Below are 18,255 nucleotides of genomic sequence, written 5' to 3' on the forward strand. Positions count from 1 at the left end.
AAAGCATGGGGGGAGGCTCCGATTCCTGCATTATATGTGATATGCCATAGATGAGCCGTTAAACAAAACCATCCGCTCCGGCAGAACGCCGAAGCGGATGGAGCGCATGACCAGCTCTTGTCCCTTTGGTGCTAAGATCGCACGTGCGGATTCAAATGAAGCTTATGACTGCAAGCTCCACAATGCCGGTACGTTGGAAGGTTCCCATCCGGCAAGCGAAGTATGCGGCTGCAGGCATTTGTACACCTTGCCGTTATAGGTTACCAGATCATCCTTGACGTATGCCTTGCCTGCGGCCCATGCTGCCGGAGCCTGCGTCGATGAATCGGTCGTGACCGTCACCGCATTGCTCGCTGCGGAGATGTTGCCAGCGGCATCCTTCGCTTTCACGGTAAACGTATAAGCCGTGTTTGGCGTCAAGCCGCTGATGACGGCGGTCAGCGTTGTTCCGTTGACCGATGCGGCAAGCGAAGCGCCTTGATACACGTCATAACCGGTTACACCCACATTGTCCGTCGAAGCGTTCCAGGTCAGCGTAACGCTGGTCTGCGTCTTGGAGGCTGCAGCAAGGTTCGCAGGCGCGGTCGGCGCCGTCGTATCCGTGGATGGCGCATCCGTTGTCACGCTAACCGCGCTGCTGGCAGCGGAGACATTCCCGGCTGCATCCTTGGCCTTGACGGTAAAGCTGTACGCCGTACTCGGCGTCAACCCGCTGACCGAAGCGGTCAGCGTCGATCCGTTCACGGAAGCCGCAAGCGCTGTTCCTTGATATACGTCATATCCGGTTACACCCACATTATCGGTGGCAGCCGACCAAGTCAGCGTAACCGATGTCGATGTCTTGGCCGTCACGGACAGATTGCCCGGCGCCGTCGGCGCCGTCGTGTCGGCGGCGCCAAGCATAACGGTGGCCGTATTGCTTGCCGGCGAAACATTCCCTGCGGCATCCTTCGCCTTCACGGTAAAGGAATAAGAGCTCGAAGGCGCGAGGCCCGTGACCGTATACGTTGTGGAGGTTGTGCTGCCTACCAGCGAGCTGCCCTGATACACATCATATCCCGTTACCCCGAGGTTGTCCGTGGATGCCGTCCAAGTGAGGGAAACCGAGTTTGCCGTTTGCGCCGAAACGGTCAAATTTCCCGGTGCCGTCGGAGCCTGCGTATCCGTCGGAGGAGACGATTGCAGCTGCCATAAGGTCGGCGCCGAAGGCGGCTCCCAGCCCGTTATCGACGTATGTGCGTAGGTGCACTTATACAAATTGCCGTTATAGGTTACGTAGGCTCCAACAGCATATGCCGTGTTTGTCTGCCAGGCCGGATAATTCGGATCCGTCGGCGTCGTTACGCTGATCGAATTGCTGGCCGCCGAAGCGTTGCCGGAAAGATCCTTAGCTTTGACATAAAAGCTGTAGGTCGTGCCCGCAGTAAGTCCGGTAACCGTCTCTGTCAGATTCGGCGTGGATTTGACCAGCGTTCCGTTCTGGTAAATGTCGTAGCCGGCAATATCATCATTGTCTGTCGAAGCATCCCATTTCAGGGTAACGCTTGTTTTCGTCTTGGCGTTAGACACCAGATTGCCGGGAACGGTAGGCGGCTGGTTATCCACAATCGGAGGTGCCGTCGTCACCGTCAGCGAATTGCTGGCCGGGGAAACGTTGCCCGCTGCATCTCTGGCTTTGACGGTAAACGTATAAGAGGTGCTTCCCGTCAGTCCTTTCACAACCGCACTTGTCGTGGCTCCGTTCACCGTCTGGACCAATGCTGCGCCTTGATAGATATCGTAGTACATCACGCCGACGTTATCCGTGGAAGCGGACCAGCTGAGGGTGAGCTTTTTATCCCCGATGGCCGAAGCAGCCAGATTGGATGGTGCCGTCGGTGCCGAATTGTCTACAGGCGGATTTCCGGTATTCAGGTCGTTATAGACCTTATCCAGAAGCTTCGGACCGGTGCAGCTGTATTTCGGGCTTGTTCGGCAATCCGAGCTGAATTCCCAGAACATCGCGCCGCCCAGGTACTTGTTCTTGATATAATCCGTCTTATATCCGAGAGACTCCGTATCGTCGTACGAGATGAAAATTTTGGTGCTCGGATTATACAAATAAGACACTTTCGCTGTGCTGTTCCAATACCGCGTGTAGCCGTTTTTGTTCACGTAATTAGCCGCGATGTCTCCATAATCAAATACGCCGGTGTTGCCCGATGTGGAATCGTCCCAGGTTCCGACAGGAGACCATTTGTATACCTGGCTCGAATCCGGCGTACAGGTCTGGAATTGGCCGTCATTGTTTGGCCCCGGCGGACAGTTTTTCCAGCTGCGGGCCATGAATTCCAGTCCCAATACGATTTTGTTCATGGGAACTCCGGCATTTTGATAGGCTTGAATGGCTCCGTCCACGAAGAATTGGTTTGCGATGTAAGGATCTTTCGGATCGCCATACAGTCCCGTATTGTGGCTGGTCGTGCCTTCCCATGATCCGCCGTGGAAGTCATACGTCATAATGTTGATCCAGTCGACGATCTGCGCGATTTTGGTCAGTTCGGTGTTGCTCACGAAGGTTTGGCTGGCACCCGAAGCAATCGTGAGGATATAGTGCTTGCCATCCTGGGCACCCGCAGCGTCCAGCTGATTTCGAACCTCCTGCAGCAGGAGCGTGTAGTTTTGCTTGTCCTCCGGACGGTAGCTGTTGCCGGGAATCGCTTCGACGTTCGGATACTCCCAATCCAGATCCACGCCGTCAAAGCCGTACGCGCGAAGCGCATCCACGGCCGATTTGGCGAAGACTTTGCGGGTCGCGTCTGTTGCCGCGGTGTCCGAAAACCGGTTGGACCAGGTCCAGCCGCCGACGGACAGAATCGTCTTCAGCTGCGGATGAGCCGCTTTCAGATTACGCAGCGCCCCAAAATTCCCGCATGCCGCGTCAGCCCAGCAGCCCGTCGTCGGACCGCCGGTCGTTGGCCGAAGCGCATCCGCATCCGGATCTCCGAGCACGATGCTTCCGTTAGGAACCGCGCCCTGCTGCAGCGGAATGCCGGTTGTGGTGCACGGCCAGGTCTGCTTGTTCGGATTGCCGGGATCCGTGGACGGATTACCGTGCTTGCCGTCCCAGCATATATCCGCAAACGCATAGTTGATATGCGTGACCTTCGACACATCGATATCGGTCACATTATAGCTTCTGCCGTAAATACCCCACGAAGGGAAGTATCCCACGATTTTGTAATTGCTGCCGACAGCCGCGGCATTAACGGCATTCTCGCCGCTCGCGGCGCTTGCCGAACCCTGGAAGAAAGGAACCCATGCAATCAGACAGCAAAGCACAGCAAGCAGCAACCCGCGGTAACCTTTTCTCACGTACATGGCGACGCCTCACTTTCGTTCATCAGAATGGTGATGCTTCTGACTGGACTTGGCCGCATCGAATCATTGTTTCAAATCGCTATGAAGCAACCACCTCTTTCCGCAGGGAAAAGCATTTACTTCTTCACCCACAAGGCAGGCACGTTCGGAGGTTCCCAACCCGCGAGAGAGGTATGCGCCAGCTGGCATCTGTATATTACGCCGCTGTAAGTGACTTCCGCTCCGACAGCATACGCTGTGTTCGGAGCCCACGCAGAGGGCGTCAACGGACCTGAAGCATCCGTCGTGACCGTGACGGCACTGCTCGCCGCGGAGATGTTTCCGGCAGCATCCTTGGCTTTCACCGTGAAGGAATAAGCGGTTTGCGGCGACAGTCCGTTGACCGTGTAACCCGTTGCCGTTCCGGACACGCTTCCGGCAAGCGAATTCCCCTGGTAAATGTCGTAGCCGGTAACCGCTACATTATCCGTGGACGGACTCCACTTCAGCGTAACGGTTTTATCCGTATGTCCGATCACCGTAAGGCTTAAAGGAGCCGTCGGCGCCTGGGTATCGCTCGCGGCCAAGGTAGCCACGGTCAAGGCATTACTGAATGCAGACAGGTTGCCTGCGGCATCAACTGCCTTGATTTTGAAGGTATATGAGGTACTTGGAGTCAGGCCGGTAACTGTGTAAGATGTGGCCGGCGATGTGACGATAAGGGTACTCCCATTGAAGATTTGGTATCCGGTAACGCCTACATTATCCTGGGAAGCGTCCCATGTCAGCGAGATGGTTACTGCGGTTTGCGATGGCGAGTTCAAGTTGGCTGGGGTTGTTGGTGCGGTAGAATCGGTTGGTGAAGATGTAATTTGCAGATCTGAGGCGAGTTGGTCAAGCAGTTTCGTGCCTGAGCAGGTAAATTTGGGGCTAGTCCGGCAGTCTTCACTGACATCCCAGATCATGGCGCCGCCAAGCGAGCGGGTTTTGATATAGGTTGTTTTCGAGGTTACCGACTGTGGATCTTCATAGCTGATGAATATTTTGGAAGTAGGGTTATACAGGTAAGGAACCTGTGCGGTTTGGCTCCAATAACGGGTAAATCCGTTTTTATTCACGTAACCTGCGGCAAGGTCTCCGTAGTCGAACATGCCTGTCGGCCCGGATTCATAGTTATCCCAAGTTCCGTTAGGGATGTAGTTCCCGTTGAAGTCCGGCGTACATGCCTGGTAAAGACCATCCCCGTTCGGACCGGGGGCACAATTTTTCCAGCCGCGACCGTAGAACGGTACGCCCATGACGATTTTGGAAGCAGGTACGCCGGCATTCATATAAGCAGAGATGGCAGAGTCCGCGCTGAATTTGTTGATGGGGTCCGGAGCATTCGGATCCGGGTAGAGGTTTGCGTTATGATTCGTCGTGGTTTCCCAGTCTCCATGAAAATCATAAGTCATGATATTGATCCAATCCAGAATCTGCGAAATGGCGCCAAGTTCTGTGGTCTGTGCATAGGAAGGATTGGCCCTTCCCGCGATCGTGAGCAGATAGCTGCGTCCGTCCTGGGTTCCCGCAGCTGTCAGCTTATCGCGGGTTTCCTGCAGAAGCAGGGTAAAATTATGCTTGTCCTCCGGCCGCCGGCTGTTATCCGGCAATCCGTCGCTGACTGGATACTCCCAATCGATATCGATTCCGTCGAACCCGTAGGTTCGGAGCACATTTACGGCCGAATTAGCAAAATTGGTGCGGGCAGCGGGATCGGCAGCCACATCCGAGAAATGATTAGACCAGGTCCATCCGCCGACGGACAGCAGCGTTTTCAGGTTCGGATTGTTCTCCTTCAGCACCTTCAGCTTATACAAATTGCCGCATTTGCCTTTCTCGCAATCCTCCCATTCGAGCGGTACGCCGTCACTGTTATTCACATCCGCCCATGGATCGCCAAGCACAATCGCTCCATTCGGCACGCTGCCGGTCTGGGTCGGAACGCCGGCATCCTTGCAGTTCCAGGTCGTTTTGTTCGGATTACCGGGATCATTCGAGGGGTTACCATGTTTGCCGTTCCAGCATAGATCCGCAAAAGCGTAATTCAAATGGGTGAGCTTCGAGGCATCTACATTTTCGACCTGAAAGTTCGCATCATAGATGCCCCAATCCGTAAAATAGCCGACAACCTTGTAGGACGGATTCGCGAAGTCGGCTTGTTGGGCGACCGCTCGTCCCGAGCTCCAACCATTTAGAACGAGCAGCAGACCGATGAAAACCGCAAGCATTCCCTTGCCCCAATGTCCTTTTCGCATGAGTCATCCTTCTTTCGCTACAAATTCCCGGGTTCCTGACGTCCTCTCCCTATTTTGAACGTGCAGTCGGGTGCAGCTGATCTTGGAGCCGAAGTTAACCGAATTCACCTCCTTTCATGGATGAGCGAAATACATTTATGTACTTTGTTTACATTTAATGCGCTTACATAACAATATTTGTATAAAGGGCAGCTGCGAGACTGCCCTTTTATTCCTGTAACTAAGTTGTTTACTATCGATCTTATTCTAATCCCATTTGCACGCTTCTTCAAGACTTAATTTGGTATTTATTTGTAAAAAGCCAATGTCTTACGACTCCCGGTTCTTTTTCAAGGAACCTTCAACCAGAATAACCGCAAGCACTGCAAGCAGCACAACAGCCCCCATCACCACCAAAAGTCCGGTGGTACCCTGAACCCAAAGACTGCAGATCACACCGATCAACGCCAGAAGAATTCCAAACAGCATCATCAAACCGGCACCGAAGCTGCTGCCTCTCTCCAACTGCTTTTTCGTTTGAAGAGGCCGTGACATCCAGCCGCCGTACTTGATGCTATGCGGTTTGATCCGCATTGCGAGACCGAGCGCACAATAAATCACTCCCACAAGCACGCCTAAAACGAGATTGCCGATATCCATCTTCCATTCACGCTCCTTCATCCTCACTGGATCTTATGATCATCGCCCTCTTAGGGTCAGGTTAATCAGAGCAGTATGTACCGTTTGTTATCCGATTGTCTTCAATCTGCGTGCATACATCAAAAAGCTATCCTGATCGAACGACACGAAGTAGACATGCTTGATGCTGTTCAAGCTTCCCGCCAGCTCAGCAATCGTGTCTACAGCGATGTCGCAGGCAGGCGATTTCGGAAAACCGTATATGCCTGTGCTGATATTGGGGAAAGCGATGCTTGCCGCCCGATGCGTCTCTGCCAGTTTTACGGACTCCATATAACAGCTGCGCAGCAGCTCGTGCTCGCGCTGTTCTCCGCCCCTCCATACAGGACCGACAGTATGAATGACGTATTGAGCATTTAAATATCCTGCGGTCGTGATGACGGCGCAGCCGGTTCGGCAGCCTCCCTGACGTTCGCGGATCCGCATGCATTCCTCCAGGATTGCCGGACCTCCGGCACGATGGATCGCCCCATCGACCCCGCCGCCGCCAAGCAAACTGCTGTTGGCCGCATTTACAATGCAGTCCGCAGCTACTTCAGTGATATCGCCTTCCACAGCCTCCAGCGTAATTCCGTTCAACTGCACTCTCATGCGATTACCTCATTTAAACATAACCACTCCAGGCAAATCTCCTGAACGGATACCCCGCCGATTTGCAGTTCATCCCGCATCAGAAATTGGCCTCCCAGCTTTTGATAAAATTGGACCGCGGGATTTTCTTCGAGTACCCATACAAGCATGGAAGCAAATCCCTGCTTCCGAAAATACTCGGCTATCCGATTCATCAGCTTGCGTCCATGCCCTTGGCCTTGCGCCTCCTGCATCAAATATAACGAATAAACTTCGGCGTCGATATCCAGCTCCTTTTCCCGGCTTTTACCTCCATTGATAAAACCCGCTACCGCTCCGGCCGGATTTACGAGAACGAAGGTGACCGTATCATTGGCGGGATCCAGCACTCGCGTCCACAGTTCAATTCGGGACTCAAGTTGGATCCCGTCCAGATATGCGTCAGGCACGATCCCACGATAAGTTGTCTGCCAGCTTCCCACATGCACTGCAGCTAATGCGTGAATATCCTGCGTCTCTGCCTGTCTGATGATCCATTCAGCCTCTTCCATCTTCTTTACACCGCCCTGTCATCCAAAATCGAAAAAAGTATTATATTCGACTATAGTTTTCACTCGTGGGAAAATCAAGAGCGAAATTACCGGCAATTTACATTCCCCCTACCGCTTGCGTGAATGATGGATGTTTGGTGCGGCTTCGGATAATAAAAACATTTTTTAGTTAAACGGTTCACTTTAACAGCAAAAAAACAGGCACATCAGCTCCCAACCCCTGATCTGCCGCGGTTTAACCACGCATTCTCAACTTCCGTTCCCTCAACCAAACCTTCCTGTATCTCTTCAGCCGTCTCATCCCTGACGATCGCCTCTCGTATATTCAAAACTGAACCTCGCCCCGCCCAAAGACGACTCCGAGCAGGTGATTACAGCCTCCAGCCGGTCCGCGATTTGCTTGCAGATCGCAAGACCGATGCCCGTAATGCCAGCCTGTCCGGTATAATATCTGTCAAATACAGAACCTCTCTCATGGACGGGCACTCCGGGACCGTCATCATCCACGCTGATGCAGAATCCGCCTGGAGCTTCCTTCATCGTCAGCCTCACTTCAGTGGATGCATACCGCACGGCATTTTGCATGAAATTCATTGCTACCTGAAAAATCTGCTCTGCCGGCACGGCCATCTCCAATGCATCGCCATCCAGAGACGTGCGGATATGCCGTTCCGCCGCTGCCGGCGCCATCAATTGATGCACATGCTCCATCATCTCCAGCACATCCACCTCCGTCAGCTTCCATTCCTCCTGAACGGTTTCCATCCGCGTGAGCTGCAGCAGCCGGTCAACCATCTCGATCAGTCTTTCCGACTCCGCTGTAACGACATTCAGGCCAAGCTCCACGGATACCACCTGATCCTTGACAGCCGATGCGTATCCCTGGATGGACATCAGCGGCGTGCGCAGCTCATGCGATACATTTTGCAGAAATTCGATCTGCTGCTGGTGCTGCTTCTGTATGCGTCCGGACATGCTGGAAAAGGTATTGATCAGCTGGCCGATTTCCGACGTGTCTCCTTCAGGTATGCCAAGACTCCGGTAGCTCGGATGAAACTTGCTGACCGCTTCCTTGAGCTGCTGCAGCGGCCGGGTCGTCTTCCAGACGAACCAAAGACCCACGATGAAAATAACGCAGAAGCTGATGATGATGGATATGAAAGAAACCCGCAGCACCCTACCCGAGATCTGCTTCAGGATATCCATAGGCGTATAGATAATGATGCGCAGCCCATGATCCAGCTTTTGATGGGTGTACATCATTTTCTGACCATCCAATGTAAAAAAATGATTGCGGGGGCTCATCGAAACATGAATCGTTTGCCCCTCCTTATTGTCATCGCCGGCGGCAATGATTTTATCGTTGGCATCCACCACGAAAAAGTCCGCGTAGAACATGCGGTCGCGAAACCGCAGCTCCAAATCCTCTGTGCTCAAATCCCCTACATCGCCGCCTTCGATAATATCGATAGCCTTGGTCATTTGCAGCCGCAACTGGTTTCGGGCCTGGTCCATCAGCATCCCGTCAATAAGCCTGCTAAAAAGGAATACCGTGGTCAGCACCGAGCATACCATCACGATGATAAGGGAAGTGAAAATTCTGCCCCGGATCGTCCGCATCAGCCCTTCACCGTCGCTTTGTAACCAAAGCCCCACAAGGTTTCGATCTGCAGCCCGGCGCCCGACTCACCCAGCTTTTTGCGCAATCTTTTAACAAGATCGTCCACAACCCGAGGCTCTCCCATAAAATCATATTTCCATACCTGCTGGATGAACTGCTCCCTGCTGAAAGGCCGCTCCAGATGTCTGATCAAAAACACAAGCAGTTCATATTCGCGTGAAGTAAACGACACCTCCCGCCCTTCAACCTGCACCATTCTGAATGCCTCGTTTAATGTTATATTGCCGATGCTGATGCCGCCCTTATCCCCATCTTGACCTTCGGGGGAACGATAAGTCTGCACCAGGCGAAGCATACCTTTGACCCGGCCGACAAGCTCTCTCGGATGAAACGGCTTGCGCAAAAAGTCGTTGCAGCCCAGCTCCAGGCCGATGATCCGATCCATCTCCTCGCCCCGCGCCGAAATCATAATGATGGGCATCTCCGTAAACGTACGAATGGCTGTCAGCAGGGTGAGCCCGTTCACTCCGGGCATCATAATGTCCAGGATTAAACAGTCCGGTTTATCCGCCCGCACCTTCTCCACCAGATCGCTACCCTCGGAGAAGGCGGAAACCGTAAACTCATCCTTCCGCAAATATTCCGTAATCAATTGCAAAATATTGGCATCGTCATCCACGACAAAAATATGTGCCATCTCCGTCATCCCCCCGATATTTCTTTATTTTACTCCCCGCGGAGCAGGCGTTGCAAAAAGGCGGGAAGACCTGATGTCTCCCCGCCTTTCCCGTTTCCGCAACGCTTATTTATTCTTCTTCACCGCTGGCTTTTGGACTGCTTTTTTGACCGCTGCTTTATGTGCTTTGACATGGTGTTTTTTCACATGATGTTTTTTGATTTTATGTTTGGAATGTTTGAATTTCACCGCTTTTTTCGCCGCTTTGACCTGTTTCGCTGCTTTCGCAGGTTTCGTGGATTTCGAAGTCGTGGCTGTCTTTGCAGCTTTGGTCGTCTTCGTTGTTTTAACGGCTTTCGCAGGGGAGGCCGCCTTCTTTACCTTGACCGTGGTTTTGTCGACGGCGGATGTTTTCGCTGCTTTCGTTTCAGCCTTTTGTTCCACCTTCACAGGTGCTTTGACCGCGGAAGCGGCGGGCTTCGCGGAATCGGCAAATGCCGCAGTTCCTGCACTCGCGAGTAAAAGAACGGATGTGATACCGGAAATCAGCCATTTTTTGGACCATGTGTTGTTCATGTCGTAAAACTCCTCTCGATTGGGTATGCCTTTATACTACAGACCAATCATGTGAGAGAAGTCGGAAAGCCGTGTGAAAAGTATATGAAAATAGCTACAAACATGTCATGTTTACTCAGACGATGTAATCCAGCACGGTTTCCCCGCCGATAATCTCGCCGGTTTCCACGAACCCGAAGCTCTTGTACAGGCGGTTCGCAACCGTGTTGTCGGGGACATGGGAAATTCGGATTTTAGTGCAATCCGCATGGCTTTTTTGCTGGTTGATGACCGCCGCAAGTCCCGCTTTGCCATATCCCTTGCCCTGGTAACGTTCATCTATCATAAACCGGCAAATCCAGAATGAACCGTCTTCCGGGTATACCTCCTCATCGAAAAGCGCGAATCCGACCATCGTATCATCGGCATAAATGCCATAAGGCCGGGTAGATGGCTCACGCTCGGCTTTCTCCAGAGAATTCGTATTGGGGGCGACCAGCCGCTGCTGATCTTCCCTCGGCTTCAGCTGCAAACAGGCTTCCCGGTTTTCATCGGAGATCGGTTTCAGATATACGTTCGCTATTATATTGGGCATAACCAGCTTCCTCTTTTCGCATGGTTTGTGTGAAACATGAACCCGCATCGTGTTGGTGGTGCCTGTGATCGGTCGTAACGGCTATAGCTTTTTTACGCTTTCCTTCAGCGTGGTTTGGCTTTCCATGTCATAAACTTCGTGGATTTCAAAGGTCCCTTCCTCAAAAAAGAGCGGAAACCGGCGCTTGAACCAATCCTGCATGGGCAGCGAGGTCGCTTCACGGATCGGTACCCACAGCAGCTCCCCTTCCGGAGGATCCGCAAGCAGTTCTCCCTCAAATGAGGTCGCCAGATAGTTGAAGACCATGTACCGGTAATTAGAGGACGGATCGACGAATTCCTCGAGTCCTTTATAGACGAGGTCTTTCACAATCAGTCCCGTTTCTTCACGCACTTCGCGGATCGCCCCTTCAGTCAAACTCTCCGGAAACTCCACCTTGCCCCCAGGACCGATGTATCCGGGAAAACCGCGCTTGCTCGGCCGGTTCAGAAGCAAAACCTTGTCTCCGTCCTGAACGAGACACATGGTGTATAATGCGACTTCTATCATCGGTGGCGCTGATTGGATCATTTCGTTCTCTCCTCTTCGTATTCACGCAATGCCATAGTAAAAAGTTAAGTTGTTCAATGGATATAATATGGATCATTCTATCATAATTGACATAACGAGAATATACTTGCAGCGAGCCGCATCTATGCGTTGAAAAGAGAAAGACCGCCCCAATCGGCGGTCTTTCCTTATGATTATTTATTCATTGATCAGCTTCAATGCAACCAGAATCCGCTTGATCATGACCGCGGCCTCTGCCCGGCTGGTCGTCTGATCCGGTTTGAATTCCCCTGACGGCAGGCCTGTTACCAGTCCTTGGCTGGCCGTAAATTCCACGGCAGTCTTGGCCCAGGCGGAAATTCGTCCTGCATCTTTAAATATCGGCCCGTTTGGTTCCGACGCAGTCGCCTTCATCTGATCGATAAGTCGAATGGCCCGCTCAGCCATTACGGCCATCTCTTCACGGGTAATCGTCCGGTTCGGCCGGAATGTGCCGTCCTCGTAGCCTGTAACGATTCCCAGCCGCGCGGCTAAACCTACCGCTTGACTGTACCATGCCGCGCCGCCCACATCCTTGAACGCCGGAGCATCGTTACCTTCGGCCGACAGATCCAATGCGCGGAACAGCATCGAGGCGAACTCGGCCCGAGTGACGGCACGCCCTGGAGCAAACCGTCCATCCGGTTCCCCCTTGATAATCAATTTGGAAGCAAGCTGTTCGATTTCACTTTGCGCCCAGTGACCTGTGATATCGGTCATAACCGGGTGAACTTGCGCGACCGTGAATACCCCGTTCACCGTGCTTTTCACGGTCACAACCGTATGACCGTTCTCGACCGCGAACAGCGCAGGCACGCTGCGGAAGGTTCCGGACGCTTCATCATAGAGGAGAACTGTGCTTCGCTGCGGATTCAGCGCTTCGTTCAGTGTGTACTGACGGATCAGATACAATGGACTGGTGTTCTGAACGGATGCGGCTTCCCCGCTGCGAATGACAGAAATGGAGGTTTCGAATCCAAGACCTATCAGCGTTATGGCCTGCTGTTTGGCAGAAGCACTCAATCGTTCCTGACGTGCAGCGTCCAGCTGGCTTACCGCGAACCGGATCACCGCATTCGGATCGGATCCGCCGCTTCTCTTGAGAAGATCCTCCGTTTGCTTTAACGGGAAGATGTAAACCAAGTCGCCGTGAATGAGTTTTAGACTGCCATCGGGATCGGCTGCGGCAGCTGCGAGCAGCGCTTTGGCGCTGAAGCCGATTTCCCCGTTCTCGTCGGTCTTGAGCTCGATCCATGGCTGTGCTTTCGCAGCTGCCGTTTGAAGCGCCGCGTCAGCCGCGGCGGTGTGGCTTGCTCCTGCCGCTCCGCTGCTTCCACCATTGCTGCCGGAGTTGCCGCCGCTTCCTCCATCCCCGCCGCCCGGAGCGCCTGGATCGCCAGGATCGACGACTGGCGGCTCTTTGTACACCGAAGCAAATCCCTGATTGATTTCTTCAAAGCGAAGTCCCGTGGACGGATTCGATACCATGTTCATCCGGTCATTCCGGATAATTACATTATCTACGGTAATGAGGCCCTTTACGCCGCTTGTCGCTTCGATACCGTTTGTACCCGTACCGTCAATAACCAAATGATTCAAGAGGACATGCTTGATGTCAAAGTCGCCGTGGGCCAGAAGCCCCGCAAAGGTGCTGTCTTTCACCGTATTGTTTCTGACGATGACTTCTCCGTTCATGCTGCTCTCCCCGGCATACAGCCAGATCGCGCCGAGATTGACGCCATATCCGCTGTCATAACTGCCGGTGCGGAGCAAAGTGTTGCGTTCCACAAGCGTAGTGCCGCCAAAAGGCTCTGCGGTGAAACGTGTGGACACCGCAATCCCTGCCCCATTCGCAATCGTATCCTTGGCGATATTATCCTGGATTTTGTTGTCCTTGCCGCCGAAGACTACGATGTTATCCGCGAGCCAAGGCAGCGAAACGGTGTTAAAGCGAGCGGTATTGTTCACGCTCGGCGTACGTTCATCGCCGTTCACGTCCTTCAGCTTGGCATCCGTAAATGACCACATCGCAATGCCGTCGTCGCCGGGATAGCGGATATCCGACTGCTCCATCATGCTGTTGCTCGTGCCGACGGCAAAATTGATGCCATCCGCCATCAAATCGCGGATGCGCAAGCCCATCATATAGAGGCCGTTCGTGCGCGCCTTTTCACCCACGGGCTGCGTCAGCCAGAGGCCCGCTTTGGTATGCTCGATCCACACGCTCTGAATGACCGATCCGGATCCGAAAGCACCATGAAAAGCATTCGTGAACGCCTCATCGTCCCGGACGTTTATCCCTCCGTCAATCAGCAGGTCATAGACCTCCACTCTGCCTCCGTGCCCGAAGAACTTGGCACCGTTCAGCGTGGTATTCCACATCCCCGCACCGCGGATGATGGCGGAATTCAAATCCAGCAGACCGTCCCCGACCTCGAAGGTACCTGCTGGGAACCAAACGCCCTTCCCTTGCTTCTCAGCCTCGGCGAGCGCCTGTCTGAACGCTCCCGTATCATCAGCTCCATCGTCTGGAACCGCCCCGAAGTCCGTCACGGAAAGGAACCCTTCCGGCATGGAATAGGCCGAACCGACCTGCTCCATATCGATCAGATCGAGCGTATAGCTTGCTGCATGATCGCTCGCGCTCTTTTCAAGACGGATCACAGCTCCTTCCGGAACGTCCCCGATCTTCGCATGGATTTCATCGTAAAAGCGGTGAGCGCTGCCTTGGCGCGGGTCATTGGACCATGGATAGCTGCCGTATTCCCACGCATACTTGCTGGTCAAATGCAGACTCTGCTTGAAGACGCCATTGATATAGAGAGATAACGTTTCTTCCTTACCTTGGCCTGTGTCATCATCCGGGATGGAGTAACGCAATACCATGGTGTTCGCCGCCTTCGCGAGCGGGAACTCCACATAATCACCGGTGCGCTGCAGCGTAACGGCCTGTCTGCCGGAGGCTTCGGACGCCAAGCTGCGGTATTTGCGTGATGGTCCGATGACTTCCCCATTCGTCTTCGTATCCTCCGCCTCATAGCTGATGTAAGGAAGCGTGGCTCCGCGGTACGATTTGGCAGTGCTATGATCAACTGTGAGGCTGGTGATCACAGATGGGCTGAAGGCATTCGGACTGCCTTCCACCGAAACGGTATTCATGCCAGCTCTCAGCTTCAGCTTGATAGCGGCCGTATTCGATGCAATACCGCCTTTCAGACTGATTGTCTGCGCATCCAGCCCGTTGGCGGATACGCTAATGTTCAGCTCCAAGTCGGACTTGTAACCGATATGCGCTTCATATTCGCCGTCCGCCTGGGCATGCACCGCAAACCGCAGGACATCATCGCTGCTGAACGCTTGATTAGCGGGATATACCACATTGGAGGCTACCTTCTCGAAGGACCACAGCGCTTTCGTATCTGTTTTGCCCGATAATCCGTATTCAGGCTGCCGGTCCGCATATCGCAGGCTGCCTTCCGCCTTCGCGCTCGTCAGCGTACGGTATCCCAAATGCTCTTCGATGTTCCACTGAACGTTCAATCCGCTAGTTCCCGAGACGGTTTGCACGCCAAGCTTATCGTCGATGGACAAATAACGGCCGGAGGCTGCATTTTTAAGCAAAAATCTGCCGTTCATGTCCTGAAGCAGCCATTTCGCGGAAGCCTGCGGCTCCGAGCTGTTCACGTAGGTTAGCCGTCCGCCTTGTTCGGCAAGCACCTGGTTGCTGTCGTAGGCTCGAATGAGGATCTGATTCAGATCGTCTTGAACCGGCGTCGACGTCGCCAAATTTCTCGGCTCCTCCATGGAAGGGGTCGTATACTTTTCGGCTGCCGTCTCGAGCTTCCACTGTACCGAGCCCCATGATGCCGGCCAAAGTCCACGTTCAGCGTAGCCGGCGTTATTTTGAACATTGACCAGTTCATCGTCGGCATCCCCAAACAGGCTGCGGATCACAACGGAATCGCCTTGGCCGGAGCGTGTCACGGACCAGAAGGATGTGCCATCCTGCTGAGGTGTGTCTCCCTTGCTCTCCAAGAAGCTGTAATCCTTGTTCAAGGTCAGGTAATGGCCCGTACCGCGGTTGCGAATCGTCTGGCGGTCGCCGTCGCGCCCGATAAGCCACTGGCTATAGCCGTTGTCGGCGGCCGGTTTGCCGTATAATACGACGCCGCTTTTATTTTCATACAAATACTGGCCGTTCGCCGCGCTCTGAATCCGAACCGGCTGGTCTGGGATCGGCTGCGCAGCCGCCTGTACCGGTATGGCTTCAAACTGGGCGGCATCTTTGTTTTCAGCTCCCGGGGCCTTGCTCATTTTCAGCGCGGGAGCCCCGCTGTCATCTGCGGCTGCGTACAGGTAATGCCCCGCCCAGCCGCTTTTGAAGCGAACGAGTCCCGTGCTGCCGTCCTTCTGCACGTACCATTTCACGCTGGCCCAGCTGGGTTGAATTTCCTTCAGCGTCTGTACAGTTTCCGCCGGGTCGTCCTCGGCTTCATGGCCGGCGATGTTTTCCAGGGCAATGTAGAAGCCTGAGCCCTGATTTTTGAGCAGCACCGCATTCCCGCTGTCTTCGAGGAACCAGATGGAATAAGGATCGGTGGCCTCTACGTCGCCGTAAGTCACCTGCCCGACGGTCGGCTGGGAGGTCGGCTTTTCGTACAGGTATTCGTTTGAATCCTTCAGCTTGAAACGGAACAGCTGCTGTTTGTTTTCCGACACGGTTATGAACTTCCAATGCGGACTGCCCCAGTTCGGATTGATGACGCCGTACTCCGCATACTTGGTCAGATTCTGCAAGGAGACGAATTTATCCGCATCCTTCCCAGGCAAGTAATCCATCATGCTTGTGATGAGGTAGGTGCCTCCCCCGAGATCCTTAACCGACCACATATACCCCGGCTCCACCTGCTGAGGATCTGTAATCGCGGTTGCTTGAATATGGCCCTCAGGCATGTCTTGAATGTTCATATAATGGCCGGTCTCTCGGTTTTTGAAAAGCTTGCGTCCGTTGTACTTCTCGATGCTCCATTGGTCTCGCCGGTCTCCGGTACGCTGGTTTCCATACTTGATGGTGCCGTCCGGCTGTTCATACAGATAGAACGGCTGCCATTCATTTTGAATGCGGATATACGTTTGTTCCCCGTTAGACGAAGCCGTAGGATCGACGATTTGCCACTGCGATTCCAGGCTGGACGCATCCGTGCTAACGTTCAGGCTTCCATCGCTTGCCGCCGCGATATAGCTGCCGCTTGCAGCAATGCTCTCCATGGTCTGATAATCGTCGACGTCTTTAGAGCTTCGGAATACCCACTGGCTCTGTGCTTCCCCGGCATTCGCAGCCACCGCTTCAATCCCGCTGCCGCCATAGGTGACGTAATGTCCCGTCGACGCGTTCCGGATCCGCTTGTTGCCGTCAAAATCCTCGATATACCACAGCGCCAGGCTGTCCCCTCCTGCGTCCTGCAGGCTGCCATGCTTCACTTGCCCGTTTGCTTCATACCAAAAGTCACTGCTGGTCTGCTCGTTGCTGTAAGCGGCAATCCGCACGGGCTTCATGTCCGTAACCTGCACGATTCTCCACTGTGCGCTGGGATTCGAAAGATCTCCCGGCCAATTATTGGAGCGAACATCCTGATCCCCGTCAAACTGCGTATGAAGCCAGCATGTAATCGGATTTTCCGTATCCGCCTCCGGCCTTGAGCTGACATTCTCGAATATTACGTAGCCCGAAGCATCCGGAGCCTCCTTCTGAAGCCATTCGCTTAAGCTCGGATCCTTCGAATCCGGATCTTGGGCAAGCGCTCCGGCCCATGTGGTCGTATTCTGCGTGACGAGGTGACCCGTGGCCCGGTTGCGGATCAACGTGCTGCCCGGGATATCGCCTGGTTCCAGATACCACTGCGCATTCATGTCGCCCGCTTCGGCTTTGGCATATTGGACTTTTCCGTCCTTTTCCACCATCACCTGTCCCACGCGCTGCCGGCTTTCCAATTGAACGGGCGAGCGGTTATCCACGGGCACGAATGCCCACTGCGGACTTTCGAACGTAATATTGATGTCGGCGCTCGCCTCCGCAAAGCCTAGCTGATCCTCCTCGTGAATGACGGCATTGCCGCCGGAAGCAGCAGCGCTGCGGATGACCATATAGCCTTCTCTGCTCGACGGCTCAATGCTCCATTTTTCCTTATCCGATGCCCCTGCTTCTACGGTCTTCAGAGGCTGCGAACGCTGAGATGTTTGAGCGATGCTGATGTAGTGCCCCGTCTTGGCATTCTTGATGGTCGAGACTCCATCGGCCGATTCCACGATCCACCGGGCGGATTCATCGTTTGCTCCCGGCAACCCATATCTCACCGTCCCGTCGGACGCCTCATACAACACATTGCTTTTCCACTTGTTCTTGATCATGACCTGACCGCCAGGGACTGTGCCCTGCGCCGATATCTCTCCGCTATTCTCTGCCGCGTAAGCCGGAAATGCAGACAATATCAGCAAAAGGGCCAACAGCCCCGCCATCGCAGGCCTCCATTTGCTCATCGATGAACCCCCTCCACCAATTTGGACTTCCCCTTCATCTTAAATTAAAAGCGCTTCCAAACTGATGTGCGTTTCTTTGCGAACGAGGTGTTATTTTACGAAAATATATAAAATGAACGAAAGCTTAGCCCGGCGTTCCTTGGATTCTATCCGGAATCCGGGTGAGAAGCCTTCCATCTTCTTAAGTTTTTATAGAAAAAAACCGTTTCCGGAACGGAAACGGCTTGCTCATCCATTAAAATTAGATT

At 53.7% G+C, this 18,255-nt stretch carries 11 protein-coding genes; all 11 read right to left on the minus strand.

The annotated features are described in order from the left end of the window. Window positions 1-162: 162 nt before the first annotated feature. Complete coding sequence (locus PCH05_RS27645) at window positions 163-3,360, minus strand: glycosyl hydrolase family 18 protein (RefSeq protein WP_246049451.1); 3,198 nt, start codon at window positions 3,358-3,360, stop codon at window positions 163-165. Between the two features lie 116 nt (window positions 3,361-3,476). Beyond that, window positions 3,477-5,636: a glycosyl hydrolase family 18 protein gene (locus tag PCH05_RS10500; protein WP_127602330.1), complete on the minus strand. Its 2,160-nt coding sequence runs from the start codon at window positions 5,634-5,636 to the stop codon at window positions 3,477-3,479. Window positions 5,637-5,945: 309 nt separating this feature from the next. Continuing rightward, window positions 5,946-6,296, minus strand: a complete 351-nt coding sequence (locus PCH05_RS10505) for a M48 family metalloprotease (protein WP_127602331.1) — start codon at window positions 6,294-6,296, stop codon at window positions 5,946-5,948. 66 nt (window positions 6,297-6,362) lie between these two features. Continuing rightward, complete coding sequence (locus PCH05_RS10510) at window positions 6,363-6,905, minus strand: O-acetyl-ADP-ribose deacetylase (protein WP_127602332.1); 543 nt, start codon at window positions 6,903-6,905, stop codon at window positions 6,363-6,365. After that, entirely contained in the window at window positions 6,902-7,435 is a 534-nt protein-coding gene (locus tag PCH05_RS10515; protein WP_127602333.1) for a GNAT family N-acetyltransferase, read from the minus strand. The genes PCH05_RS10510 and PCH05_RS10515 overlap by 4 nt, the downstream gene beginning before the upstream one ends. A 297-nt stretch (window positions 7,436-7,732) precedes the next feature. Then, the gene (locus PCH05_RS10520) at window positions 7,733-9,091 is read right to left on the minus strand and encodes a sensor histidine kinase (protein ID WP_127602334.1); all 1,359 of its coding nucleotides are present in this window, start codon (window positions 9,089-9,091) and stop codon (window positions 7,733-7,735) included. Next, window positions 9,055-9,753 carry a response regulator transcription factor gene (locus tag PCH05_RS10525; protein ID WP_127602335.1) on the minus strand — a complete coding sequence of 233 codons (699 nt, stop codon included), beginning with the start codon at window positions 9,751-9,753 and terminating at the stop codon, window positions 9,055-9,057. Before PCH05_RS10525 ends, PCH05_RS10520 begins: the two co-directional genes overlap by 37 nt. 105 nt (window positions 9,754-9,858) lie before the next feature. Beyond that, on the minus strand, window positions 9,859-10,308 hold the full coding sequence (locus tag PCH05_RS10530) for a hypothetical protein (RefSeq protein WP_127602336.1): 450 nt from the start codon (window positions 10,306-10,308) through the stop codon (window positions 9,859-9,861). 115 nt (window positions 10,309-10,423) lie between these two features. After that, a complete protein-coding gene (locus tag PCH05_RS10535; RefSeq protein ID WP_164766615.1) occupies window positions 10,424-10,882 on the minus strand; it encodes a GNAT family N-acetyltransferase in 459 nt (152 codons plus the stop codon). Window positions 10,883-10,963: 81 nt separating this feature from the next. Then, the gene (locus PCH05_RS10540) at window positions 10,964-11,452 is read right to left on the minus strand and encodes an 8-oxo-dGTP diphosphatase (RefSeq protein ID WP_246049452.1); all 489 of its coding nucleotides are present in this window, start codon (window positions 11,450-11,452) and stop codon (window positions 10,964-10,966) included. 177 nt (window positions 11,453-11,629) lie between these two features. Then, the gene (locus PCH05_RS10545) at window positions 11,630-15,784 is read right to left on the minus strand and encodes an S-layer homology domain-containing protein (RefSeq protein ID WP_371860539.1); all 4,155 of its coding nucleotides are present in this window, start codon (window positions 15,782-15,784) and stop codon (window positions 11,630-11,632) included. Window positions 15,785-18,255: the final 2,471 nt, after the last annotated feature.

This window comes from Paenibacillus chibensis (genome assembly GCF_004001045.1).
Taxonomy (GTDB): domain Bacteria; phylum Bacillota; class Bacilli; order Paenibacillales; family Paenibacillaceae; genus Paenibacillus_AQ; species Paenibacillus_AQ chibensis.